Consider the following 20,123-nt stretch of genomic DNA (forward strand, 5'->3'; position numbering starts at 1 on the left):
AATAGAGTATATGAAAAATATATTTAAGAAACAGCTTCTTATTGCGATACCATTGGCTTTTACGCTTTCTGGTTGTAGCGATTTCTTGGATAAGCTTCCGGAAAATTCTGTAGAGGCGGAGTCCGTGGATTATTCAAAGACCTCTGAGATGTATATGCCGGTTTCTGGCATATATGCTAAAGTTCGTAGTAACTTAGCCGGTTGGTCTGGTTGGGGATGTATTATCGTGCGTGGTGATGACGTGAATAAAGGTGGGTCTCCTACCGACCAAGTTGAGTATAATTATTGTAGTAATTTCGAATATGAGAAGTTAAAAACTTTCTGGGCATTAAATGGAACATGGGGTAGTTACTATAATACAATCTCTCTCTCGAATTCCGCTTTAGAGTCATTGGCTAAATATGCTGAGCATTTGAAAAATGATTCAGATAAAGCATTAAATACTAAATATTGTGCGGAGGTTCGTTTTTTTCGGGCATTAGCTTATCATCAATTGGTTAATTTGTGGGGGGATGTTCCATTGTTGCTTGACAATCAGGCATTGAACATTTCGAAAAGCAAAAAAGAGGATGTCTTGAAATACATTTATGATGAGTTGGATTTCTGTATCCAGAATCTTCCGGCTATCCGTCCGAACGAGTCTGAACATCCGGGTGCCGTAACGAAGTACACGGCGGAGGTATTGAAAGCTCGCGTGAAAATGTATAATAATGAGTGGGACGATGTTTTGACATTGACAGAGGACATCATCAATAGTGGTAAGTTTGAGCTATATCCTGATTTTTATGAGTTGTTTAAAATTCCGGGAAAGTTGTGTAACGAATCGTTATTAGAATATCAGTTTACTGATTTCGGTAATGGTAGTGGTGAGATCGTAGAATCAGACCAATGGTTTGCGTTCCAAGGTCCTCGTGGCGAGGCTCCGATATCAGGATGGGCATTTATCGAACCGACTGAGAAAATACAGAAATTGTTTGCCAAGAGAGGCGAAACGGTTCGTGCCGAGACGACTTTCTTAATGACAGATGCTACGACCCGTGATGGTGATTATATACCGGCAGGTAGTCAAAGCGCCTATAACGGTAAGGCCTATACCCCGAAGAACCAGATGACCCCGGGCCGTACGCAATATGGCGCAGGCAATAATATACGCGTATTTCGTTATGCGGACGTCCTGTTGATGAATGCTGAGGCTAAGGTTCGTAAGGGTCAGAATGGTGACGCTCCTCTGAACTTGGTTCGTGAACGTGCCGGTTTGGCTCCGATCAAGAATGCTACGGTAGACCAGATATTGGAAGAGCGTCAAGTGGAATTGGCTTTGGAATGGGGATCACGTTTCTATGACTTGGTTCGTACCGATAAGGCTGCTCAAGAACTTCCGGGTTTTGTGAAGGGAGAAAGCGAATATTATCCGATACCTCAAGATCAGATCGACTTGAATCCGAACTTGGAACTTGAGGCTGGAACGACAGCAGAATAATAAGATTCTCATTATTTACTAGACCTTTGTAGTTTGGCAAGGCGGTGTCAACCCGTTTGGCACCGCCTATTTTATCTCAAATCATATCTTTATTTATATAAATATCAGCATCATGAAACACATCGCATTACTAACTACTCTCTTATTATCCGCCAGCTTGCAAGCGGTGGAGAAACCTTACGACTATGTTTTCTTCGAGAATAGCTTGATGAAAGGGGATTACTTTTATTCTCAAGCGAAATATACCTCACCCTCTTGGATTAAAAATGCGAGACATCATCTTCCGGTTGCCGGCTCTGTCGCTTTTACGCCCGGTAATTCCTTGGAGCTTACCTATGTATCCGCTCCCGGTGGAGATTGGTATAGCGAGATACAATATTGCCCGGTCCGTGGCAATGACTTCTTTCGTGAGCCCTCTACGCTCTCTATGCAAGTGCGGTTGAGAGAGAGCATGAATGCTGCCGCTCTTCCCAATATCGCTATTCGTTATGCGGACAGCACGTATACCCAATACCTAAACCTGAGAAATTATCTGAAAGATACACGTCCCGGCGTATGGCATTCCGTATCCATTCCTTTGAAGGATTTCGGATTAAACGCCGTGAACGATACGAACATCAAGAAATTAGCGGCCGTAGCCCTTCGTCCCGGTACGGCCGATGGAAACGAATATACGATTTATCTGGACGATATAGAGCTTTTGCCGGCTTCCCTCCCGTCGGTAAGTGCCTTAAACGCTCCGGTCTTGCAGGAAGCCAAGGCGTATGAGCGTCATATCGATATCAAATGGATTCCTCAATCGAAGGAGGATATAAAATACTATCGCATTTACCGTTCTTTCGACGGGGTTACTTACCAACCGGTCGCTATCCGCCGCCCTTGGATGAATCGTTATACCGATTTCTTGGGAGAGGTTGGTAAAAAGGCTTATTATAAGGTGACAGCCGTGGATTATGCGCTGAATGAATCCAATGATTCCCAGACAGTCTCGGCCACTACCTATCCAATGACGGACGAGCAATTGCTGGATATGGTACAGGAAGCGAACTTCCGTTACTATTGGGAGGGAGCGGAGCCAAACAGCGGTCTTGCCCGTGAGAATATTCCCGGACGGAATGATATGATCGCTACCGGGGCTTCCGGCTTCGGTATCATGGCGATCGTGGCGGGTATCGAACGGGGATTTATCACCCGGGAAGAGGGCGTACAGCGTTTCTTGAAAATCACTTCTTTCTTGGAGAAAGCGGATAAATTCCATGGGGCGGTCTCTCACTTTATTGATGGGACAACCGGGAAGACGGTCGCTTTCTTCGGCCCGAAAGATAATGGAGGTGATTTGGTGGAGACCTCTTTCTTATTCCAAGGGCTGTTAACGGCTCGTCAATATTTCAACCAAGAGAATGACAAGGAGAAACAAATCCGTAAGAGCATCGATAATCTATGGAAAAACGTGGAATGGAGCTGGTATAAGCAATTTAAGGACAGCCCATATCTATATTGGCACTGGTCTCCAGATCAGGCGTGGGTGATCAATCATAAATTGATCGGCTGGAATGAGACCATGATTACCTATATGTTGGCTATCATGGGGCCGAAATACGGAATCTCTCCGGAGATGTATTATAGCGGCTGGGCCAGCCAAGAGGAGTATGCGCAGGAATACCGTGCCGGTTGGGGGTGTGTAGAAGATGGTAAGATGTATACGAATGGTAATACCTATTATGGGGAGAACTTAAAAGTCGGTGTCTCCAAGGGCGGTCCTCTTTTCTTTATCCATTACTCCTATCTTGGGTTGGATCCGCATAAGTTCACGGATAAGTACACGAATTATTTCGAGAACAACCAGAAAATGGCAAAGATCAATCAACGGTATTGTATCGAGAACCAAGGGGGGTATGTAGGTTATGGAGAAGATTGTTGGGGATTGACCGCCAGCGATTTCGCTTGGAACTATCAAGCTCAGGAGCCGATGCCGCACCGGGATAACGGAACGATGGCACCTACGGGCGCTCTGGCTTCTTTCCCTTACACGCCGGGCGCTTCCATGAAAGCCTTGCGGAATTATTATCGTAACTACGGCAGCTTCTTATGGGGTGAGTACGGTTTCCGGGATGCTTTCAACTTGACTGTAAATTGGGTATCTCCCTTATTTATGGGATTGAATCAAGCGCCTGTAACGGTTATGATCGAGAATTACCGTACGAATCTGTTGTGGAACCTTTTCATGAGCCATCCGGATGTCCAGAAAGGTATCCAAAAGATTCAATCCATAAAATAATAATGCGACAAAAAACAACAATAACTTATCTTGAACATAATATGCTGGCATGTAATAGAATAAATAGGGCTATCGCTTCTTGGAAAAAACATGTACGTGTTTTCTCGGAAACATGTACGTCTTTTTCGGAAAACACGTACATGTTTTTCCGGAAAGACGTAGGAGTTTCTAGCGCTTCCTTAAAAGCCTACAATAAGTGTATGCTCGTATCACTTCTTGCCTCTTTCTTTGCGGTCTCTACCGTAAACGCTCAAGTAAACGAGCGGGGAGATTCCGTGATCGTGATCAAGGGGCAGGTAAGCGATTACTATATTACCGTATCCCAAAAACATTTTCTGGAAGGTACGATTACCGGACCGGACGGCAAGCCCTTGGAAGGCGCTACGGTGATGTTCACGGCTAGCCCGGTTCATTATACCACCGATGCGACAGGCTATTATAAGATACAAGCAAGCCGCTACGATCATGAGTTATTCGTGTATTATCCGGGGATGAAGTACGCTTATCGCGCCTTTGGCGATAACGATACGAAAATAGATATCCGGATGGAGGCGGATCCTCGTGATGTACGGGTAAAAGCTCCTCAGCAAGCCACCCGCTGGTTCGACGCTACGGCCGATCATCCCTCTACCTATTGCAACCCGATGAATTTGAGCTACTGCTTCCGGGCGAATCTGCCGGATTTGGTGAAGAATGGCTCTTTCCGCTCTACGGCCGATCCGATGATGGTCATGTATAAAGGGGAATATTTCCTTTTCGCCACGAATCAAGCCGGATTCTATTATTCCAAGGACTTGAGTAATTGGGAGTTCGTATTCACCGGTTTCCAACGTTATCCGGAAGATGACGACTTGTGCGCTCCGGCGGCTTTCGTAAGTGGAGATACCTTGTTCTATACCGGTTCTACCTATGCGGGATTGCCTATTTGGTATAGTACGAACCCGAAAAGCGGAAAGTTCAAGCGGTATGTGGAGAAAACGGCTCTTCCTAGCTGGGACCCGGCATTTTTGCTGGATGATGACGGACGTTTGTATATGTACTATGGTTCAAGTAATGAGTTCGCTTTGAAGGGAGTGGAACTGGATCGCCGTGATTTCCACCCGATCAGCAAGATCCAAGAGATCATGATGCTGCGCCCGGAAGAACACGGATGGGAACGTTTCGGGATGAACAATGACGATAGTACGACTTTAGCGCCTTTTACGGAAGGAGCTTTCGTGACCAAGCATAACGGTAAATATTATTTCCAATACGGTGCGCCGGGAACGGAGTTCAAGGTCTATGCGGATGGTGTCTATGTATCCGACAAGCCGATGGGCCCGTTCACCTACCAGAAACATAACCCGATGAGCTATAAGCCGGGAGGTTTCGTACAAGGTGCCGGTCATGGTGGTACTTTCGAGGATGCGTATGGCAATTACTGGCATGTGGCTACTTGCATGCTTTCTTTGAAATATAAGTTTGAGCGTCGTATTGGTTTGTACCCTACGGCATTCGATAAGGATGGCGTGATGTATTCGAACACCGCTTTCGGGGACTATCCTTTGCTTACGCCGAAAGGGAAGGTCGATGATATCGCGAATACGTTTTCCGGTTGGATGTTGCTATCGTATGGAAAACCGGTGATGGCCTCTTCCATGGATAGTACGTTAGTACCAGAGAATGTAACGGATGAGAGCATGCGTACTTTCTGGTCCGCCCGCTCGGGAGAGCCGGGTGAATGGCTCCAGATCTCTTTAGAGGGATTGAAAGAGGTACGTGCGATCCAGTTGAACTATTACGAGCATAGAGCCGTACAGCATAATAAGGCGATGGACTTGTATCATCAATATCGTATTTATCATTCTATAGATGGACAAAATTGGGAATTGGTAGTCGATAAGAGCGATAACGACAAGGACGTTCCGCACGACTATATCGAGTTGCGTGAGCCTTTGAAAACCCGTTATTTGAAAATAGTGAACGAACATGTGCCTTCGGGCAACTTCGCTATGTCTGGATTTCGTATTTTTGGAAATGGTTTGGGAGAAGCTCCCGCCGCCGTTAAGAACTTAAAGGTGGAACGCTCAAAAGCGGATAAGCGGAATGCGATGATCACTTGGGAGCCGGTAAAAGAGGCGTACGCTTACAATATCTATTATGGTATAGCGCCGGATAAATTGTACAACAGTATCACGGTACTGGGAGATACGATGTACGATTTCAGGGGCTTGGATAAGGATACGGACTATTATTTCTCGATCGAGGCATTGGGAGAGAGCGGCCGTTCACCGATGAGTAAAGTATTGAGACGATAACTATTTTAAATGTATATATCTATGAATACCTATTTCCGTACAGGCGTTGTTACCCTGTTGCTTGGCTTTTCGTTGACCGCTTGTCATGAGGCCAAGAAAAGTGACACATCCGCAGAGTCTACGCCCAATGAGCGTAAGTTGGATTTTCAGTCGGATGATGAATTCTTGACCTATATACAAAAGGCTCACTTTAATTATATGTGGGAAGGTGCGGAGCCTACCTCCGGACTGGCCTGTGAGCGTATCCATACGGATGGCGTGTATCCTGAGAACGACGCTGATATCGTGACCACCGGAGGTAGTGGTTTTGGCATCGCCGGGCTGTTGGTAGGTATTGAGCGTGGCTTTATCACCCGTGAGGAAGGTGTGGCCCGTTTTCATCAAATCGCTGATTACTTGGCGAAGGCCGATCGTTTCCATGGGGTCTGGCCTCACTGGATGCATGGACCTACGGGTAAGGTAAAGCCTTTCGGCCAGAAGGATAACGGAGGCGATTTGGTAGAGAGCGCTTTCTTAATGCAAGGTCTCTTATGCGTACGCCAATATTTCAAGGACGGTAATGCGAGCGAGAAAGCGTTGGCCGCGAAGATTGACCAGCTATGGCGTGAGATGGAATGGACATGGTATTTGAACGGGCAGGATGTATTGTATTGGCATTGGAGCCCGAATTACGCATGGGAGATGAATTTTCCTTTGGAAGGTTACAATGAATGTCTGATTACTTATATTTTGGCGGCGTCTTCGCCTACGTATCCGATCCCGGCTTCCGCTTATCATAACGGATGGGCTCGTAAAGGAGGGATCAAGAGCGATGCGGTCGCTTACGATTTACCTTTGATCTTGAAACATAATTATGCCGAGGAGTACGGCGGTCCGTTGTTCTGGGCACATTATTCTTATATCGGCCTATGTCCGGTCGGCTTATCGGATCGATACGCTAACTACTGGGACTTGAACCGGAATCACGTATTGATCGATTACCGTTATTGCGCGGAGAATCCGAAGGGCTTCAAGGGATATAGCGACGCTTGCTGGGGATTGACCGCCAGCTATTCCGTGAAAGGCTATAACGCGCATATGCCCTCCAACGATCATGGGGTAATTACGCCGACAGCCGCCTTGAGCAGTTATCCGTATACACCGGAGGAATCCTCGAAGGCATTGAAACATTTCTATTTCAATCTGGGAGATAGCATCTGGGGTAAGTATGGTTTTTACGACGCTTTCAGTGAAGGCGAGAATTGGTATCCGCATCGTTATCTGGCGATAGACCAATGTACGATCACCCCGATGATCGAGAATTACCGTACGGGCCTTCTGTGGCGTTTGTTTATGAGCTGTCCGGAAATCCAGGACGGTTTGAAGAAATTGGGTTTCACGATCCATAATGCGAGAGAATCTTAATATTTAAATAACATGAGAAAGATTATATTATCATTCGCCGCTTGTTTGGCACTTGCGGCATACGGACAAAAGCCCGTTCAAGATACGAGAGCGATGGATACGTTTATCGATCAGTTGATGGGTAAAATGACTTTGGATGAGAAGATCGGACAGCTGAACTTGTCCGGTGGTGGTGTTCCCGGCATCTTGAGTGGCTCGGAAGGTGCGGACGAGACGATTCGTCGGGGCTGGCTGGGTGCTACGGGAGGCTCGGAGCTGGAGACGTTCCGTAAATTGCAGGAGATAGCGGTTAAGGAATCTCGCTTAGGAATTCCGCTTTTGTTCGGACTGGATGTAATTCATGGATATCATACGATCTTCCCGATCCCATTGGCTTTGTCTTGTAGCTGGGATACGACGTTGATCGAGCAAAGTGCCCGTATCGCCGCTATCGAGGCCAGCTCAAACGGTGTGACATGGACGTATTCCCCGATGGTGGATATCGCCCGTGACGCTCGTTGGGGACGTATCGCCGAGGGTAGTGGAGAGGACCCTTGGTGGGGTGGAAAGATCGCCGCCGCCATGGTGAGAGGTTATCAAGGAGATGACTTGACGAAAGAGAACACGATCTTGTCTTGCTTGAAGCACTTTGCCTTGTATGGCGCTTCCGAGGCCGGTCGTGATTATAATACGGTGGATATGAGCCGTATCAAGATGTTTAATGAGTATTTCCCTCCTTATAAAGCGGCTGTAGAGGCTGGTTGTGCCACGGCCATGTCTTCCTTTAATTTGGTGGAGGCGATTCCGGCTACGGGTAACCGTTGGTTATTGACCGATTTGCTTCGTGATCAATGGGGATTCAATGGGTTTGTCGTTTCCGATTATAATTCGATCGGCGAGATGACCAATCATGGTTTGGGTGATACGCAGACCGTATCGGCCTTGGCTTTGCATGCCGGCTTGGATATGGATATGATGACAAATGGTTATATCACGACCTTGAAGAAGTCGTTGGAAGAGGGCCGTGTGTCTCAAGCGGATATCGATCAGGCTTGCCGCCGTGTATTGGAGGCGAAATATAAATTAGGCTTGTTCGAGGACCCTTATCGCTACTTGGACGCGGATCGTGCGAAAAAGAATACATTCACGGATGAGCATATGAATACGGCTCGCCATATCGCCGGCAAATCCATTGTCTTGTTGAAGAATGACAAGGGTTTGTTGCCTTTGCGAAAGACAGGGACGATCGCCGTGGTAGGCCCGTTGGCGGATAAGAAGGTTGAGTTGTTCGGGACATGGTGTGGTATCGATACGGCGAAGTCAGCTTCCGTAGTGCAGGCCGTGCAGGAAATGGTTGGCAATAAGGCCCGTGTGATTTTCGCCAAGGGATGTAATTTGACGAACGAGCCGATGTTGGCGAAAGCCAGTGGCTTGAAGGTTGATCCGGTGGAGAATACCCGTTTGGTGAAGGAAGCGGTTGAGCAAGTGAAAGATGCGGATCGTATCATCGCCGTGATGGGTGAGCCGAATAACTGGTCCGGAGAGGCTTGCAGCCGTGCGGATATTAGTTTGCCGGAGAGCCAGAAAGAGCTGTTAAGAGCTTTGTTGGAGACCGGTAAACCGGTGGTGTTGGTCTTGGCGAATGGCCGTCCGTTGACCTTAGAGTGGGAGGATAGCCAATTCTCCGCGATCGTTGAGGCTTGGCATGGAGGTTCCGCCGCGGCTCGCGGATTGGTGGACGTATTGTTCGGCGACGTGAATCCTTCCGGTAAATTGACGACTACATTCCCTCGTAGCGTAGGCCAGATTCCTTTGTATTACAATGCTAAGAAAACAGGCCGCCCAATGAATCCGGATGATCATTTCACTTCTAAATATCTGGATATCACGAACGATCCTTTGTATCCGTTCGGCTATGGCTTGAGTTATACGACTTTCTCTTACGGTGATCTTCAATTGGATAAGACGAGTGTGCAAGGAGAGAACGGTGTATTGACCGCCAGCGTACAGGTGACGAATACAGGCAAGCTAGAGGGCGAGGAAGTCGTACAGTTATATATCGGCGATCCGGCTGCCAGCATCTCCCGTCCGATGAAAGAGTTGAAGAACTTCCAGAAGATCTCCTTGAAACCGGGTGAGAGCCGAAAAGTCTCTTTTACGATTACGCCGGAAGACTTGAAATTTTATAACAGCGCATTGGAATACATCTGGGAACCGGGCTTATTCAATATCTACGTAGGTACGAACTCCCGAGACGTGAAATCAGCGCAGGTGACTTGGAACAAATAATACATATACGAATAATGAAAAGGTTAACGACTTTTATCGCTGGTGCGGCCGTTGCCGCTACCTTGGGGGGATGCCAGCAGCCCGCTGTAAGCGGTTGGAAAAGCTTCAGCGGCGACAAAAATATTGAACGCCGTGTAGATTCTGTGCTCTCTTTGATGACTTTGGAGGAAAAGGTGGGGCAGATGGCCCAATACTCCTGTAACTGGGATGTGACCGGCCCGGTTATGACGGGGGATTATGAGACTTTGCTGAAACAAGGTCTTGTAGGAAGCTTGTTTAATGTATATACGGTAGATGGCGTACGTAAAATGCAAGAGATGGCTCTGTCCGAGAGCCGTTTGAAGATACCCGTATTGTTTGGTTATGATGTCGTGCACGGCTATCGTACGATTTTCCCGATGCCGTTGGCGGAATCCTGCTCTTGGGATTTGGAGCGGATGCGTAAAAGCGCGGCGATCGCGGCGGATGAGGCGAGCGCTTCCGGTATCGCTTGGACGTTCGCCCCGATGGTGGATATCTCCCGGGATGCCCGTTGGGGACGTGTAATGGAAGGTGCCGGTGAGGACCCGTATTTGGGAAGCTTGATCGCGAAGGCCCGTGTCGAGGGTTTCCAAGGAGGAAACGATTGGCGTTCGTTGGCCGACGTGAATACGGTCTTGGCTTGTTGCAAGCACTTTGCCGCTTATGGGGCCGCTGAGGCCGGACGTGATTATAATACGTCCGAGTTGTCGCAAAATACATTGATGAATTATTATATGCCGCCTTATTTAGCGGCAAAGGAAGCGGGAGTCGCTACGTTCATGGCCTCCTTCAATGAGATCAACGGAGTACCCAGCACGGGTAATAAATGGTTGATGACCGATTTGTTACGTAAGGACTGGGGCTTCAATGGTTTCGTGGTTACCGATTATACCGGTATCAATGAGATGGTAGCCCATAGTATCGTGCGAAATGACAAGGAGGCTGGGGAACTGGCTGCGAACGCCGGTATCGATATGGATATGACGGGTGGCATCTACAGCCAATATCTTGTACAATCCGTGAAAGAGGGTAAAGTCTCGGAAGAGAATATCAACCGTGCCGTGGCGAGCATCTTGGAGATGAAGTTCCTCTTGGGCTTGTTCGATGATCCGTATCGTTACTTGGACAATGAGCGTGAGAAGAATACGATCATGAAGCCGGAGTTCTTGCAAGAGGCTCGTGAGACTTCCGCTCGCTCGATCGTCCTTTTGAAGAATGATAATAACTTCTTCCCGATCTCGAAGGATAAGCATATTACGGTAGCCTTGATCGGCCCGATGGTAAAAGATAAGATCAACCAGAATGGCGAGTGGGCCGGCCGGGGTGAGCGTGAGGAGAGTATCTCTTTGTTCGAGGGTCTGACCGAGAAATATGCCGGTACGAACGTGAAGTTCATTTATGCCGAGGGATGTGATCTCTTGACTGATGATTCATCTAAATTCGCTGAGGCGATCGCTACGGCTCGCCGTGCGGATATCGTATTGGCGGCTATGGGCGAGGATTTCAACTGGAGTGGTGAGGCGGCTTGCCGTACGGACTTGAAATTGCCGGGCGCTCAACAAGCCTTGTTGAAAGAATTGAAAAAGACGGGTAAACCTCTTGGTTTGATCTTGGTGAACGGACGTCCTTTGGATCTTTCTTGGGAGGATCAGCATGTCGACGGTATCTTGGAGGCTTGGTATCTGGGTACGATGGCGGGTCATGGTATGGCTGATGTGATCAGTGGCGATTATAATCCGTCCGCTCGCCTGACGATGTCTTTCCCTCGTACGGTAGGTCAATTGCCTCTGTATTACAATCAGAAACCGACAGGCCGCCCGATTCCTCCGGAAGCTCCGGATACGGATTATAAATCCAGATATATGGATGTGCCTAACACACCGTTGTATCCGTTCGGTTATGGCTTGAGCTATACGACTTTCGCCGTGAACTCTATGAAGCTGGATCAGAACTCTTTCACGAAAGGGGGCAAGATCACGGTAACGGCTGAGGTTGAGAATACGGGTAAGGTGGATGGCGAGACGGTCGTCCAGATGTATATCCGCGACTTGGCGGGTAGCGTGACCCGTCCGGTTAAAGAGCTGAAAGGTTTCGAGAAGGTGACTTTGAAAGCGGGCGAGAAGAAGCAAGTCTCTTTCACGATTGACGAAGCTTTGCTGGCTTTCTATGGTATCGATATGCAGAAGAAAGCCGAGCCGGGTGATTTCACGGTTTGGGTAGGCTTGAATTCTGCCGACGAGACGAATCAGTCTTCTTTCTCTCTGCGGTAAAAATTAATACATATCAACATGAAACTATTATCAAAATATATCTTTTCGGCTCTGTTCTTGGCTGCTTCCGGAGGTTCCGCCACCGCTCAATCCATGCGGGCGAATACGTATTGTAATCCGCTTAATGTGGATTATACGTATATGATTTATAACTCATCGAACAATCTGTCTTACCGTTCGGGTGCGGACCCCGCTGTCGTAGAATTCCGGGGCGAGTATTATATGTTCGTAACCCGTTCGCATGGCTACTGGCATTCGAAAGATTTGTTGAACTGGGATTTTATCACTCCCGGTAAAAACTGGTATCCTCAGGGTTCCAACGCTCCCGCCGCTCATAATTATAAGGATTCCGTGCTTTATGTGATGGGTGATCCTTCCGGCTCCATGAGCGTTCTTTATACCGATGATCCGAAATCGGGTAATTGGAACGCTACTCCTGCTATACTCCACGACCTACAAGACCCGGATTTATTCATCGATGATGACGGGCAAGCTTATTTATTCTGGGGCTCTTCCAATGTTTATCCGCTTCGGGGCAAGAAACTGAATAAGGATGACCGTTTCTTGATCGAGGGTGAGACGGTCGAGCTTTTCGGCTTGGATATGCCGAAGCATGGCTGGGAACGTTTTGGCGAGAACCATACCGATACGGTATTGGGGGGCTATATGGAAGGTGCTTGGCTGACCAAGCACGACGGTAAATATTATATGCAGTATGCCGCCCCCGGTACGGAATTCAACGTATATGCCGATGGTGTTTATGTGGCGGACTCCCCATTAGGTCCGTATAAGTACCAATCGCATAACCCGGTAAGCTATAAGCCCGGTGGTTTCATGAATGGTGCCGGACACGGAAGTACCTTGGTGGGGCCGGGTGGCAACTATTGGCATTTCGCCTCTATGTCTCTCTCGGCTACGGTGAATTGGGAGCGTCGCCTCTGCATGTATCCTACTTTCTTCGATAAGGAGGGCATTATGTATTGTGATAATAACTTCGGTGATTATCCGCATTACGCTCCCGCCGAGCCGGGAAAGAAAGGAGAGTTTACGGGGTGGATGTTGCTTTCTTATAAAAAGCCGGTGAAAGCTTCCTCGTATGCGGAGGGTTCCGCTCCCGCCGCGCAAGGATTCACGGAATCGAACCGTCCCAAGACTTCCGCCAATTTCCTTCCGGCCAACTTGACGGATGAGGAATGTAAGACATTCTGGATGGCTCGCACGAATGGAGATACCGAATGGGTAGAGATCGATCTGGAGGTTCCCGCTACGGTGTATGCTGTGCAAGTGAATTATCACGATCATCAATCGAATATGTATGGACGTATTCCCGGTTTACGCCACCGTTATGCGGTGGAAGGCTCTTTGGACGGGCAGGATTGGGTAACGTTGGTGGATCGCCGGAATAATTATAAGGATGTCCCGAATGACTACGTACAAGTGGATAATCCGGCTCGTGTCCGTTATGTCCGTTATAAGAACATAGAGGTCCCGACGCCTCATCTGGCGATCTCGGACTTGCGTGTGTTCGGTATCGGTGAGGGCAAGAAACCTGCGACGGTGAAGAACTTCAAGGTCGTTCGCCAAGCGGACCGCCGTGATGCGATGATTACTTGGGACGCAGCCAAGAACAGCCAAGGCTACAACATCCGTTGGGGTATCGCTCCCGATAAACTATACAATTCATGGCTCCTATACGGAAAGAATGAATTACTATTAAAGAGTCTGTCCACCGACCAGCCTTATTATTTCACCATCGAGGCATTCAACGAGAACGGTGTATCAGAAGCGACAAAAATACAGGAAGCCCAATAATCTTTCGGTATCATTTTCAAATGTATTTTGTAGAGATAGGACAATCTGTCTCTACAAAATACATACAATATTCGATTATTTACTTACTAACGGGTATTTATCTGGATTTGCTATGATAGACAAGCTCAAATCTACATCTAAAGCATCCCAACGAATCCGCTCACGTCCTAATAGTTGGTTTAATCTTGATATTATACAACGCCTTAACAGACTATTTAATTATATTTGCGGAAGTTATCGATCTAGGTAGATAGTATTTACATTTGAATATATGATTATGAAAACACTTAGAAGTATTTTTTTTCTGTCTCTTTGCCTTCTTCTCTCCATTGCTGGATATGCTGGTGATAAGGCTAGTTTTTTGAAAAAGCAGTTTACGGCTCGTGATGGTTATCAATTGAATTATCGGGTTCTGTATCCCCGAGATTATAATCCGGCGCAGAAATACCCGGTAATCCTGTTCCTGCACGGAGCGGGCGAACGAGGGTCGGATAATGAGGCCCAATTAATACATGGTGGCGATATGTTCGCTTCTTTCGAGAATCAAACCAAATATCCGGCTATCATTATAGCGCCTCAATGCCCGGCCGAGAAGACTTGGTCTGAATATAAGGGATTGAACGCCGGAAAAGAAGGAAAGCGTTTCTATCCGTTGAATGCTCCGGCCACACAATCGATGGCCGCCGTCAAGGAATTATTGGATAGTTATATAGCGGAAGGTAAGGTCGATACGAAACGCATTTACGTAACCGGCCTATCAATGGGAGGTATGGGCACGTTCGATATCGTGATGCGTTACCCGAACCTGTTTGCCGCTGCCGCCCCGATCTGTGGTGGAGCGAATTTGCAACGTTTGGCAAACTTTAAGGGCAAGACGGCTTTCAGTATTTATCATGGCGGCTCCGATAGCGTAGTCGATGTACAATTCTCCCGTGACGCTAATGAGGCATTGAAGAAAGCAGGAGCTGATGTCCGTTATAAGGAATTTCCCGGTGTAGACCATAACAGTTGGGATAACGCTTTCGCCGAACCGGATTATCTGGCTTGGATGTTCCAGCATAGCTTATAGTTAGTAAGTCTTGTATCTTTTATAGGCCTTATCATATATAAGTGCTTCCCTCTTATTAAGAAGAAGCTAAATATTTGATAAGGCTTTTTGTTTATAAGTTTTTTATTACTTTTGCCACAAAAGGAGAGAGATGAGTCCATCTGTTATGAAAGACAATGGATTTGACTAATCGTAATGAAAAACGAATTCATATTAAAAACTCTACTGTCTCGTGTCGCGAAAGGAGATTATGCCTCTTTTCGTGAGTTGTTTGACATACAATATGCCACGGTCAATCGTTTTGTGGGATATTTTCTGCCAAATAAGGAAGATCGTGAGGAAGTCGTATCCGAGGTATTCTGTATCCTATGGAAAAGAAGGGAAGAATTGATTGATATAGAAGACCTGAACGCTTGGTTATTTATCATCAGTAGAAACGAATCTTTCCATTACTTGAAACAGAAAGAGCATCAACGCCAAAACATATCCATTGATGAGCTACCGATAGATTTGTATATAGATACGAATGAGGTAGATAGTGATCTGCTTGACGCCGAGATGACAGAGGTATATAATAAAGCCCTTTCCGAACTCCCCGAACGCTGCAAATTAATCTTCTTATTGGCTCGTGAAGAGCGAATGAAGCATAAAGAGATCGCTCAAGCCTTGTCAATAACGGAAGGAACCGTGGAGCAACAAATGAATATCGCAATCCGGAAAATGTTGGATGCGGTGAGCCGATATTACAATGTCGTTAAAAGGAGAATTCATCTGTTGTTTTAATGAATGTTAAACTCGTGATACCCTTTATAGGTAAAAAAGACTTCCATACTCTTTATTTATAGAATCATTAATCAAATGTAGGTGGCTCCTACAAGTAAAAAGTGTATGATTGTGGATAATCAAAAGAATCAAGAAAAAGAGATAAAGCTGATTTTACAGCTTTTAAATGCGATAAAAGCGAAACACACTTTATCCGTTCAAGAAGCGGAGGAGGGAAAAGAGGCTGTTTTCAAACGGGTGGAAGAGAAGTTGGGACGTCGTTATAATCTGATGGCAACTAGAAGAACCCGTCTATTCCGTTATTGGCCGGTGGCCGCTTCTATCGCAATCTTGATTCTTTCTTCTGTAATCGTTTCTATCGGAATCATCAATAGTCGGCAGCTCTTAACGGCTCAAGCGCCTATTGTCGTGGAAGTTCCGGAGGGTGCTATCACGCATCTCACCCTTTCTGATGGTACTCAAGTTACGTTGAATGGAGGATCTAGCTTGACATATCCGGCCGAATTTTCCGATAACCGTGAAGTGTGCTTACAGGGTGAAGGTTTCTTTGATGTCAGGAAGAAGATGGAGAGCCCGTTCATCGTACATACAAAGCAATTCTCGGCGAAAGTATTGGGTACCCGTTTTAGTTTCAAGGCTTATGATACTGATCGCCAAGCCGTGTTGACCTTGGAAAGAGGTTCCGTGCAAGTATTGACGGATCATGGTAAGGACAATATGATATTATCTCCTAATCAGCAGGTAATTAAAGATAGCCATACAGGTAAACTCTATTGCCATGAGGTGGATGCGGAAGATTATACGTGCTGGAAGGACGGTATTCTGGTGTTTAAGGATCAGACGTTGGCAGAAATCTCTACCATATTGGAAAGGCGGTTCAACGTGAGGATCGAGATAGACTCCGAGTCGATAAAGTATGATAAATATGTCGCAAGTTTCCGGAAACACGTGAGTTTGGATGATATTCTCAAAAAGTTATCTTACCAACGTTCATGGACATATATTCAGAAGGATGGAAAAATCAAGCTAGTCAAGAACGTTTAATACTTAAATTAATTTGCCTATGAAGTGAAATCTGGAAAAGAGTGTAGGAGCCAAGCTATTTGAAATGACCTCTAGTTATTGTTAATATTTAAATTTATCTATCATGAAGAAAGACACAGGAATTCGTGTAAAGTATGGAACACCATACTTTATAGTTCGTGTTATGGCAATCGGCATGTTATTTTTAATACTAAATACGAGTAATATATTAGCTGCCACAGAGTCTCCGGTTGTTCTTGATTTATCTCTGAATCAGACTACTTTAGAACAAGTGTTCCGTGAGTTGGAAAAACGATCTGGTTATTCTATTATCTATAAAAGTAGTGAAGTCAATTTGAAAGAGGTTTTGTCTGTTGATGTCAGCAAAGAGCCACTCGAGAATGTCTTGAATAAGGTTCTGAGAAAACAGGGATTGACGTATGAGATAAAAGATGAGCATATTATAATCTACAAAGCGAAGGCGAACAAAGAGATCCATGCGGTAATAAAGCAACAAAATAAGAAAATTAGCGGGGTTGTAAAAGATGCCCAAGGAGAACCGATGATCGGTGTCAGCGTGCTGGAGGAAGGTACCCAAAACGGGACGGTAACCGACTTTAACGGGAATTATGTGCTGGAAGTACAAAATGGAAAAGCGGCATTAGTCTTCTCTTATATTGGCTATGTAAGTAAGAAGGTGAGTATAGGGAATCTTTCGGTGGTTAATGTTGCATTGGATGAAGACGTTCAAAGGCTGGATGATGTTGTTGTTGTGGGTTACGCCATAGGAAACAAGCGTTCCGTATCTGGTGCTGTGGAGAAAGTAAAGAAAGAGGATATGAACTCGGGTGTCGTTACGGAGCCTTTGGATGCGGTAAAGGGTAAGGTCGCTGGTGTTGTTATCAGTAATGTAGGTGGAGACCCTACGAGTGATATGAATATCCGTATCCGGGGTACTACCTCTCTATCCGGAGGCAATGATCCGTTGGTTATCATCGATGGGGTATTTGGAGATTTAAGTATGTTGAACGCCATCTCTCCTTCCGATATAGAGTCTTTGACTATCTTGAAAGATGCTTCGGAGACGGCTCAGTATGGTTCACGGGGTGCGTCCGGGGTAATTGTCGTTACGACTGCCAAGGGTAGAGCCGGTTTCGCTCAAATTGAATATAATGGTTTATTCGGTGTTAATAAGGTTTATAAGAATTTGGGAATGTTAACGGCCGATGAATGGCGTGCCGGTGCGGTGGCTATGGGATTGAGTACGAATGATATGGGAGCGAGTACGAATTGGTTTGAGGAGGTGGAACGTTCTGCCAGTCTTACCCAGACCCATAATCTCTCATTTACGAGCGGTAATGATAATTCCAATCTAAGGGCCTCTCTCGGTGTGATCCGCCGTCCGGGTTTGTTGAAGAATTCTTCTTCCAATAGTTATACGGCCAAAGTGGACGCAAGCCAGTATGCTTTCCAGAAACGGGTGAAGTTTGATTTAGGCATGTTTGGATCACGTAGGGAAGGCGATCATCAATTTGATATGTACCGTACGATTTATTCGGCGGCAGCTTACAATCCTACGTATCCGAACTATAAGAATCCGGAAACGGGTATCTGGGATGAGGATAAGACCGCGATCGAGGTATATAACCCCTTAGGTATGTTGGAGATCACAAATAAGAAAATAGCCTCTCATGTGAACGTGAACGGACGTGTAAACGTGGAGATCATCAAGGGATTGAACTTGACGGGATTCGGTTCGTATACTTACTATAGCTTGAATGACCGGCGTTATATCCCGAATGATATCCAACAGGGTTCGATGAACGGGAATGGACAGGCCTATTTGAAATATGCGGAACGAAATGACTTGATGGGAAATCTCCAATTGAATTACGCAAGGGAATTCGGACGGCATAGCATTAACGCTTTGGCTTTATTGGAGGCGCAGACACAGTCTTTGTTCGAGTCTTCCACGAAAACCAGCGGTTACGAGACGAATTATTTTACCTATAATAACTTGAAAGCCGGTGCTAACATAAGTTGGGGTGACGCTACCTCTAATGCTACCCGTTTCGCTTTATTATCTTATATGGCACGCTTTAATTATATGTATGATAGCCGTTACGTAGTTACGGCGAATGTCCGTCGCGACGGTTCTTCTAAATTAGGTTATGGTAATAAATGGGGATTCTTCCCGTCGGCTTCTGTCGCTTGGATCGCCTCGAACGAGGCTTTTATGAAGTCCTTGACTTTTATCGATAACTTGAAAGTGAGAGCCGGATATGGCGTGACCGGTAATCAAGATGCGATCGATCCGTATCAATCCCTCTCCTTGATGGCTCCGAATGGAACGACCTTGGTGGATGGATCGGCTACGACTACTTTCTATATCGATTCAAATCCAAATCCGGATTTGCGTTGGGAAAAGAAGTATACGTTTGATGTGGGCGTGGATTTAGCGATGTTCCAATCCCGTCTTCGCTTGACAATGGATTATTATGCGTCTACTACGAAAGATATGTTGTACACTTATACCGTTCCGGTTCCTCCGTTCGTATATACGTCTATGCTTGCGAACTTAGGAGAAATGACCAATAACGGCTTTGAGGTAGCGATCAGCGGCGATATCATCAAGAAAAAAGATTTCTCATTAACCGTGGGTACGAATCTGTCTTTCCAGAAGAATAAGCTTAAATCATTAAGTGGTACATATATGGGGTCAGAGTTTACGACTAGTAAATATATCCAAGTATCGGCGGTGAACGCTCCTAGCTTAACCCAGTATGCGGGTGTTACTTACTTGACGGAGGGACAACCCTTAGGCGTATTCTATATTCCTCATTGCAACGGATTGGTAGAGAAGGAAGATGGTAAGTTTGTTTATGATATCGCGGATCTGGATGGCGATGGCAAAGTGGACTTATCGGATAGCGGTGACCGTTATATAGCGGGTCAAGCGTTACCAAAGGTATATATGGGTGGCTTTGTTAATATGCGATATAAAGATTTTGATCTGGCGGTTCAATTAAATGGGGCGTTCGGGCATAAAATCTATAATGGTACAAGTTTGACGTTTAATAATTTATCATTGTATCCAACCTATAATATATTGGATGGGGCGTTGGATAAGCGGATATACGACATCAAGATTTCTGATTATTATCTGGAAAATGGTAACTATGTTAATATCGAGTATATTACGTTAGGTTATAATATTCCCGTCAAGAAACTGAAGATTGAGAAGTATTTAAAATCCTTGCGTTTGGCGTTCTCTGTTAACAATGTCGCGACCATCACAGGTTATTCTGGTATGACGCCGCTTATCAACTCGGCGAATGTGGCGTCTAAATCTTCTGTTTCGGGTACGTTGGGTGTGGATGATAAATTGATTTATCCGTTGAGCCGTACTTATTCACTCTCACTGGGTGTTAAATTCTAA

The 20,123-nt window shown here is 46.0% G+C and carries 11 protein-coding genes; all 11 read left to right on the forward strand.

Going from position 1 to position 20,123, the window contains the following annotated elements:
- Positions 1–10: 10 nt before the first annotated feature.
- The 11 genes from ACYIA1_RS16285 (at position 11) to ACYIA1_RS16335 (ending at position 20,123) form a co-directional block, all read left to right on the forward strand.
- Positions 11–1,480 carry a RagB/SusD family nutrient uptake outer membrane protein gene (locus ACYIA1_RS16285; protein WP_270645896.1) on the forward strand — a complete coding sequence of 490 codons (1,470 nt, stop codon included), beginning with the start codon at positions 11–13 and terminating at the stop codon, positions 1,478–1,480.
- 112 nt (positions 1,481–1,592) lie between these two features.
- Positions 1,593–3,758, forward strand: coding sequence for an exo beta-1,2-glucooligosaccharide sophorohydrolase (locus tag ACYIA1_RS16290; RefSeq protein WP_480335892.1), 2,166 nt, complete (start codon positions 1,593–1,595; stop codon positions 3,756–3,758).
- A gap of 140 nt (positions 3,759–3,898) precedes the next feature.
- A complete protein-coding gene (locus ACYIA1_RS16295; RefSeq protein WP_480335894.1) occupies positions 3,899–6,055 on the forward strand; it encodes a family 43 glycosylhydrolase in 2,157 nt (718 codons plus the stop codon).
- Positions 6,056–6,064: 9 nt separating this feature from the next.
- Positions 6,065–7,459: a glucoamylase family protein gene (locus ACYIA1_RS16300; RefSeq protein WP_373133249.1), complete on the forward strand. Its 1,395-nt coding sequence runs from the start codon at positions 6,065–6,067 to the stop codon at positions 7,457–7,459.
- 12 nt (positions 7,460–7,471) lie between these two features.
- Entirely contained in the window at positions 7,472–9,727 is a 2,256-nt protein-coding gene (bglX, locus tag ACYIA1_RS16305; RefSeq protein WP_122114993.1) for a beta-glucosidase BglX, read from the forward strand.
- 14 nt (positions 9,728–9,741) lie between these two features.
- On the forward strand, positions 9,742–12,018 hold the full coding sequence (bglX, locus tag ACYIA1_RS16310; protein ID WP_122114994.1) for a beta-glucosidase BglX: 2,277 nt from the start codon (positions 9,742–9,744) through the stop codon (positions 12,016–12,018).
- An 18-nt stretch (positions 12,019–12,036) separates the two neighbouring features.
- Positions 12,037–13,830 (forward strand): family 43 glycosylhydrolase, encoded by a 1,794-nt coding sequence (locus ACYIA1_RS16315; protein WP_122114995.1) that lies wholly within the window; start codon positions 12,037–12,039, stop codon positions 13,828–13,830.
- 271 nt (positions 13,831–14,101) lie between these two features.
- Positions 14,102–14,899 carry a carboxylesterase family protein gene (locus ACYIA1_RS16320; RefSeq protein WP_480335897.1) on the forward strand — a complete coding sequence of 266 codons (798 nt, stop codon included), beginning with the start codon at positions 14,102–14,104 and terminating at the stop codon, positions 14,897–14,899.
- A gap of 174 nt (positions 14,900–15,073) precedes the next feature.
- Positions 15,074–15,661 carry an RNA polymerase sigma factor gene (locus ACYIA1_RS16325; protein ID WP_005863638.1) on the forward strand — a complete coding sequence of 196 codons (588 nt, stop codon included), beginning with the start codon at positions 15,074–15,076 and terminating at the stop codon, positions 15,659–15,661.
- Between the two features lie 105 nt (positions 15,662–15,766).
- The gene (locus ACYIA1_RS16330; RefSeq protein WP_480335899.1) at positions 15,767–16,705 is read left to right on the forward strand and encodes a FecR family protein; all 939 of its coding nucleotides are present in this window, start codon (positions 15,767–15,769) and stop codon (positions 16,703–16,705) included.
- A gap of 103 nt (positions 16,706–16,808) precedes the next feature.
- Entirely contained in the window at positions 16,809–20,123 is a 3,315-nt protein-coding gene (locus ACYIA1_RS16335) for a SusC/RagA family TonB-linked outer membrane protein (RefSeq protein ID WP_480335901.1), read from the forward strand.

The sequence above is a fragment of the Parabacteroides sp. KHUB-02 genome, from assembly GCF_056640955.1.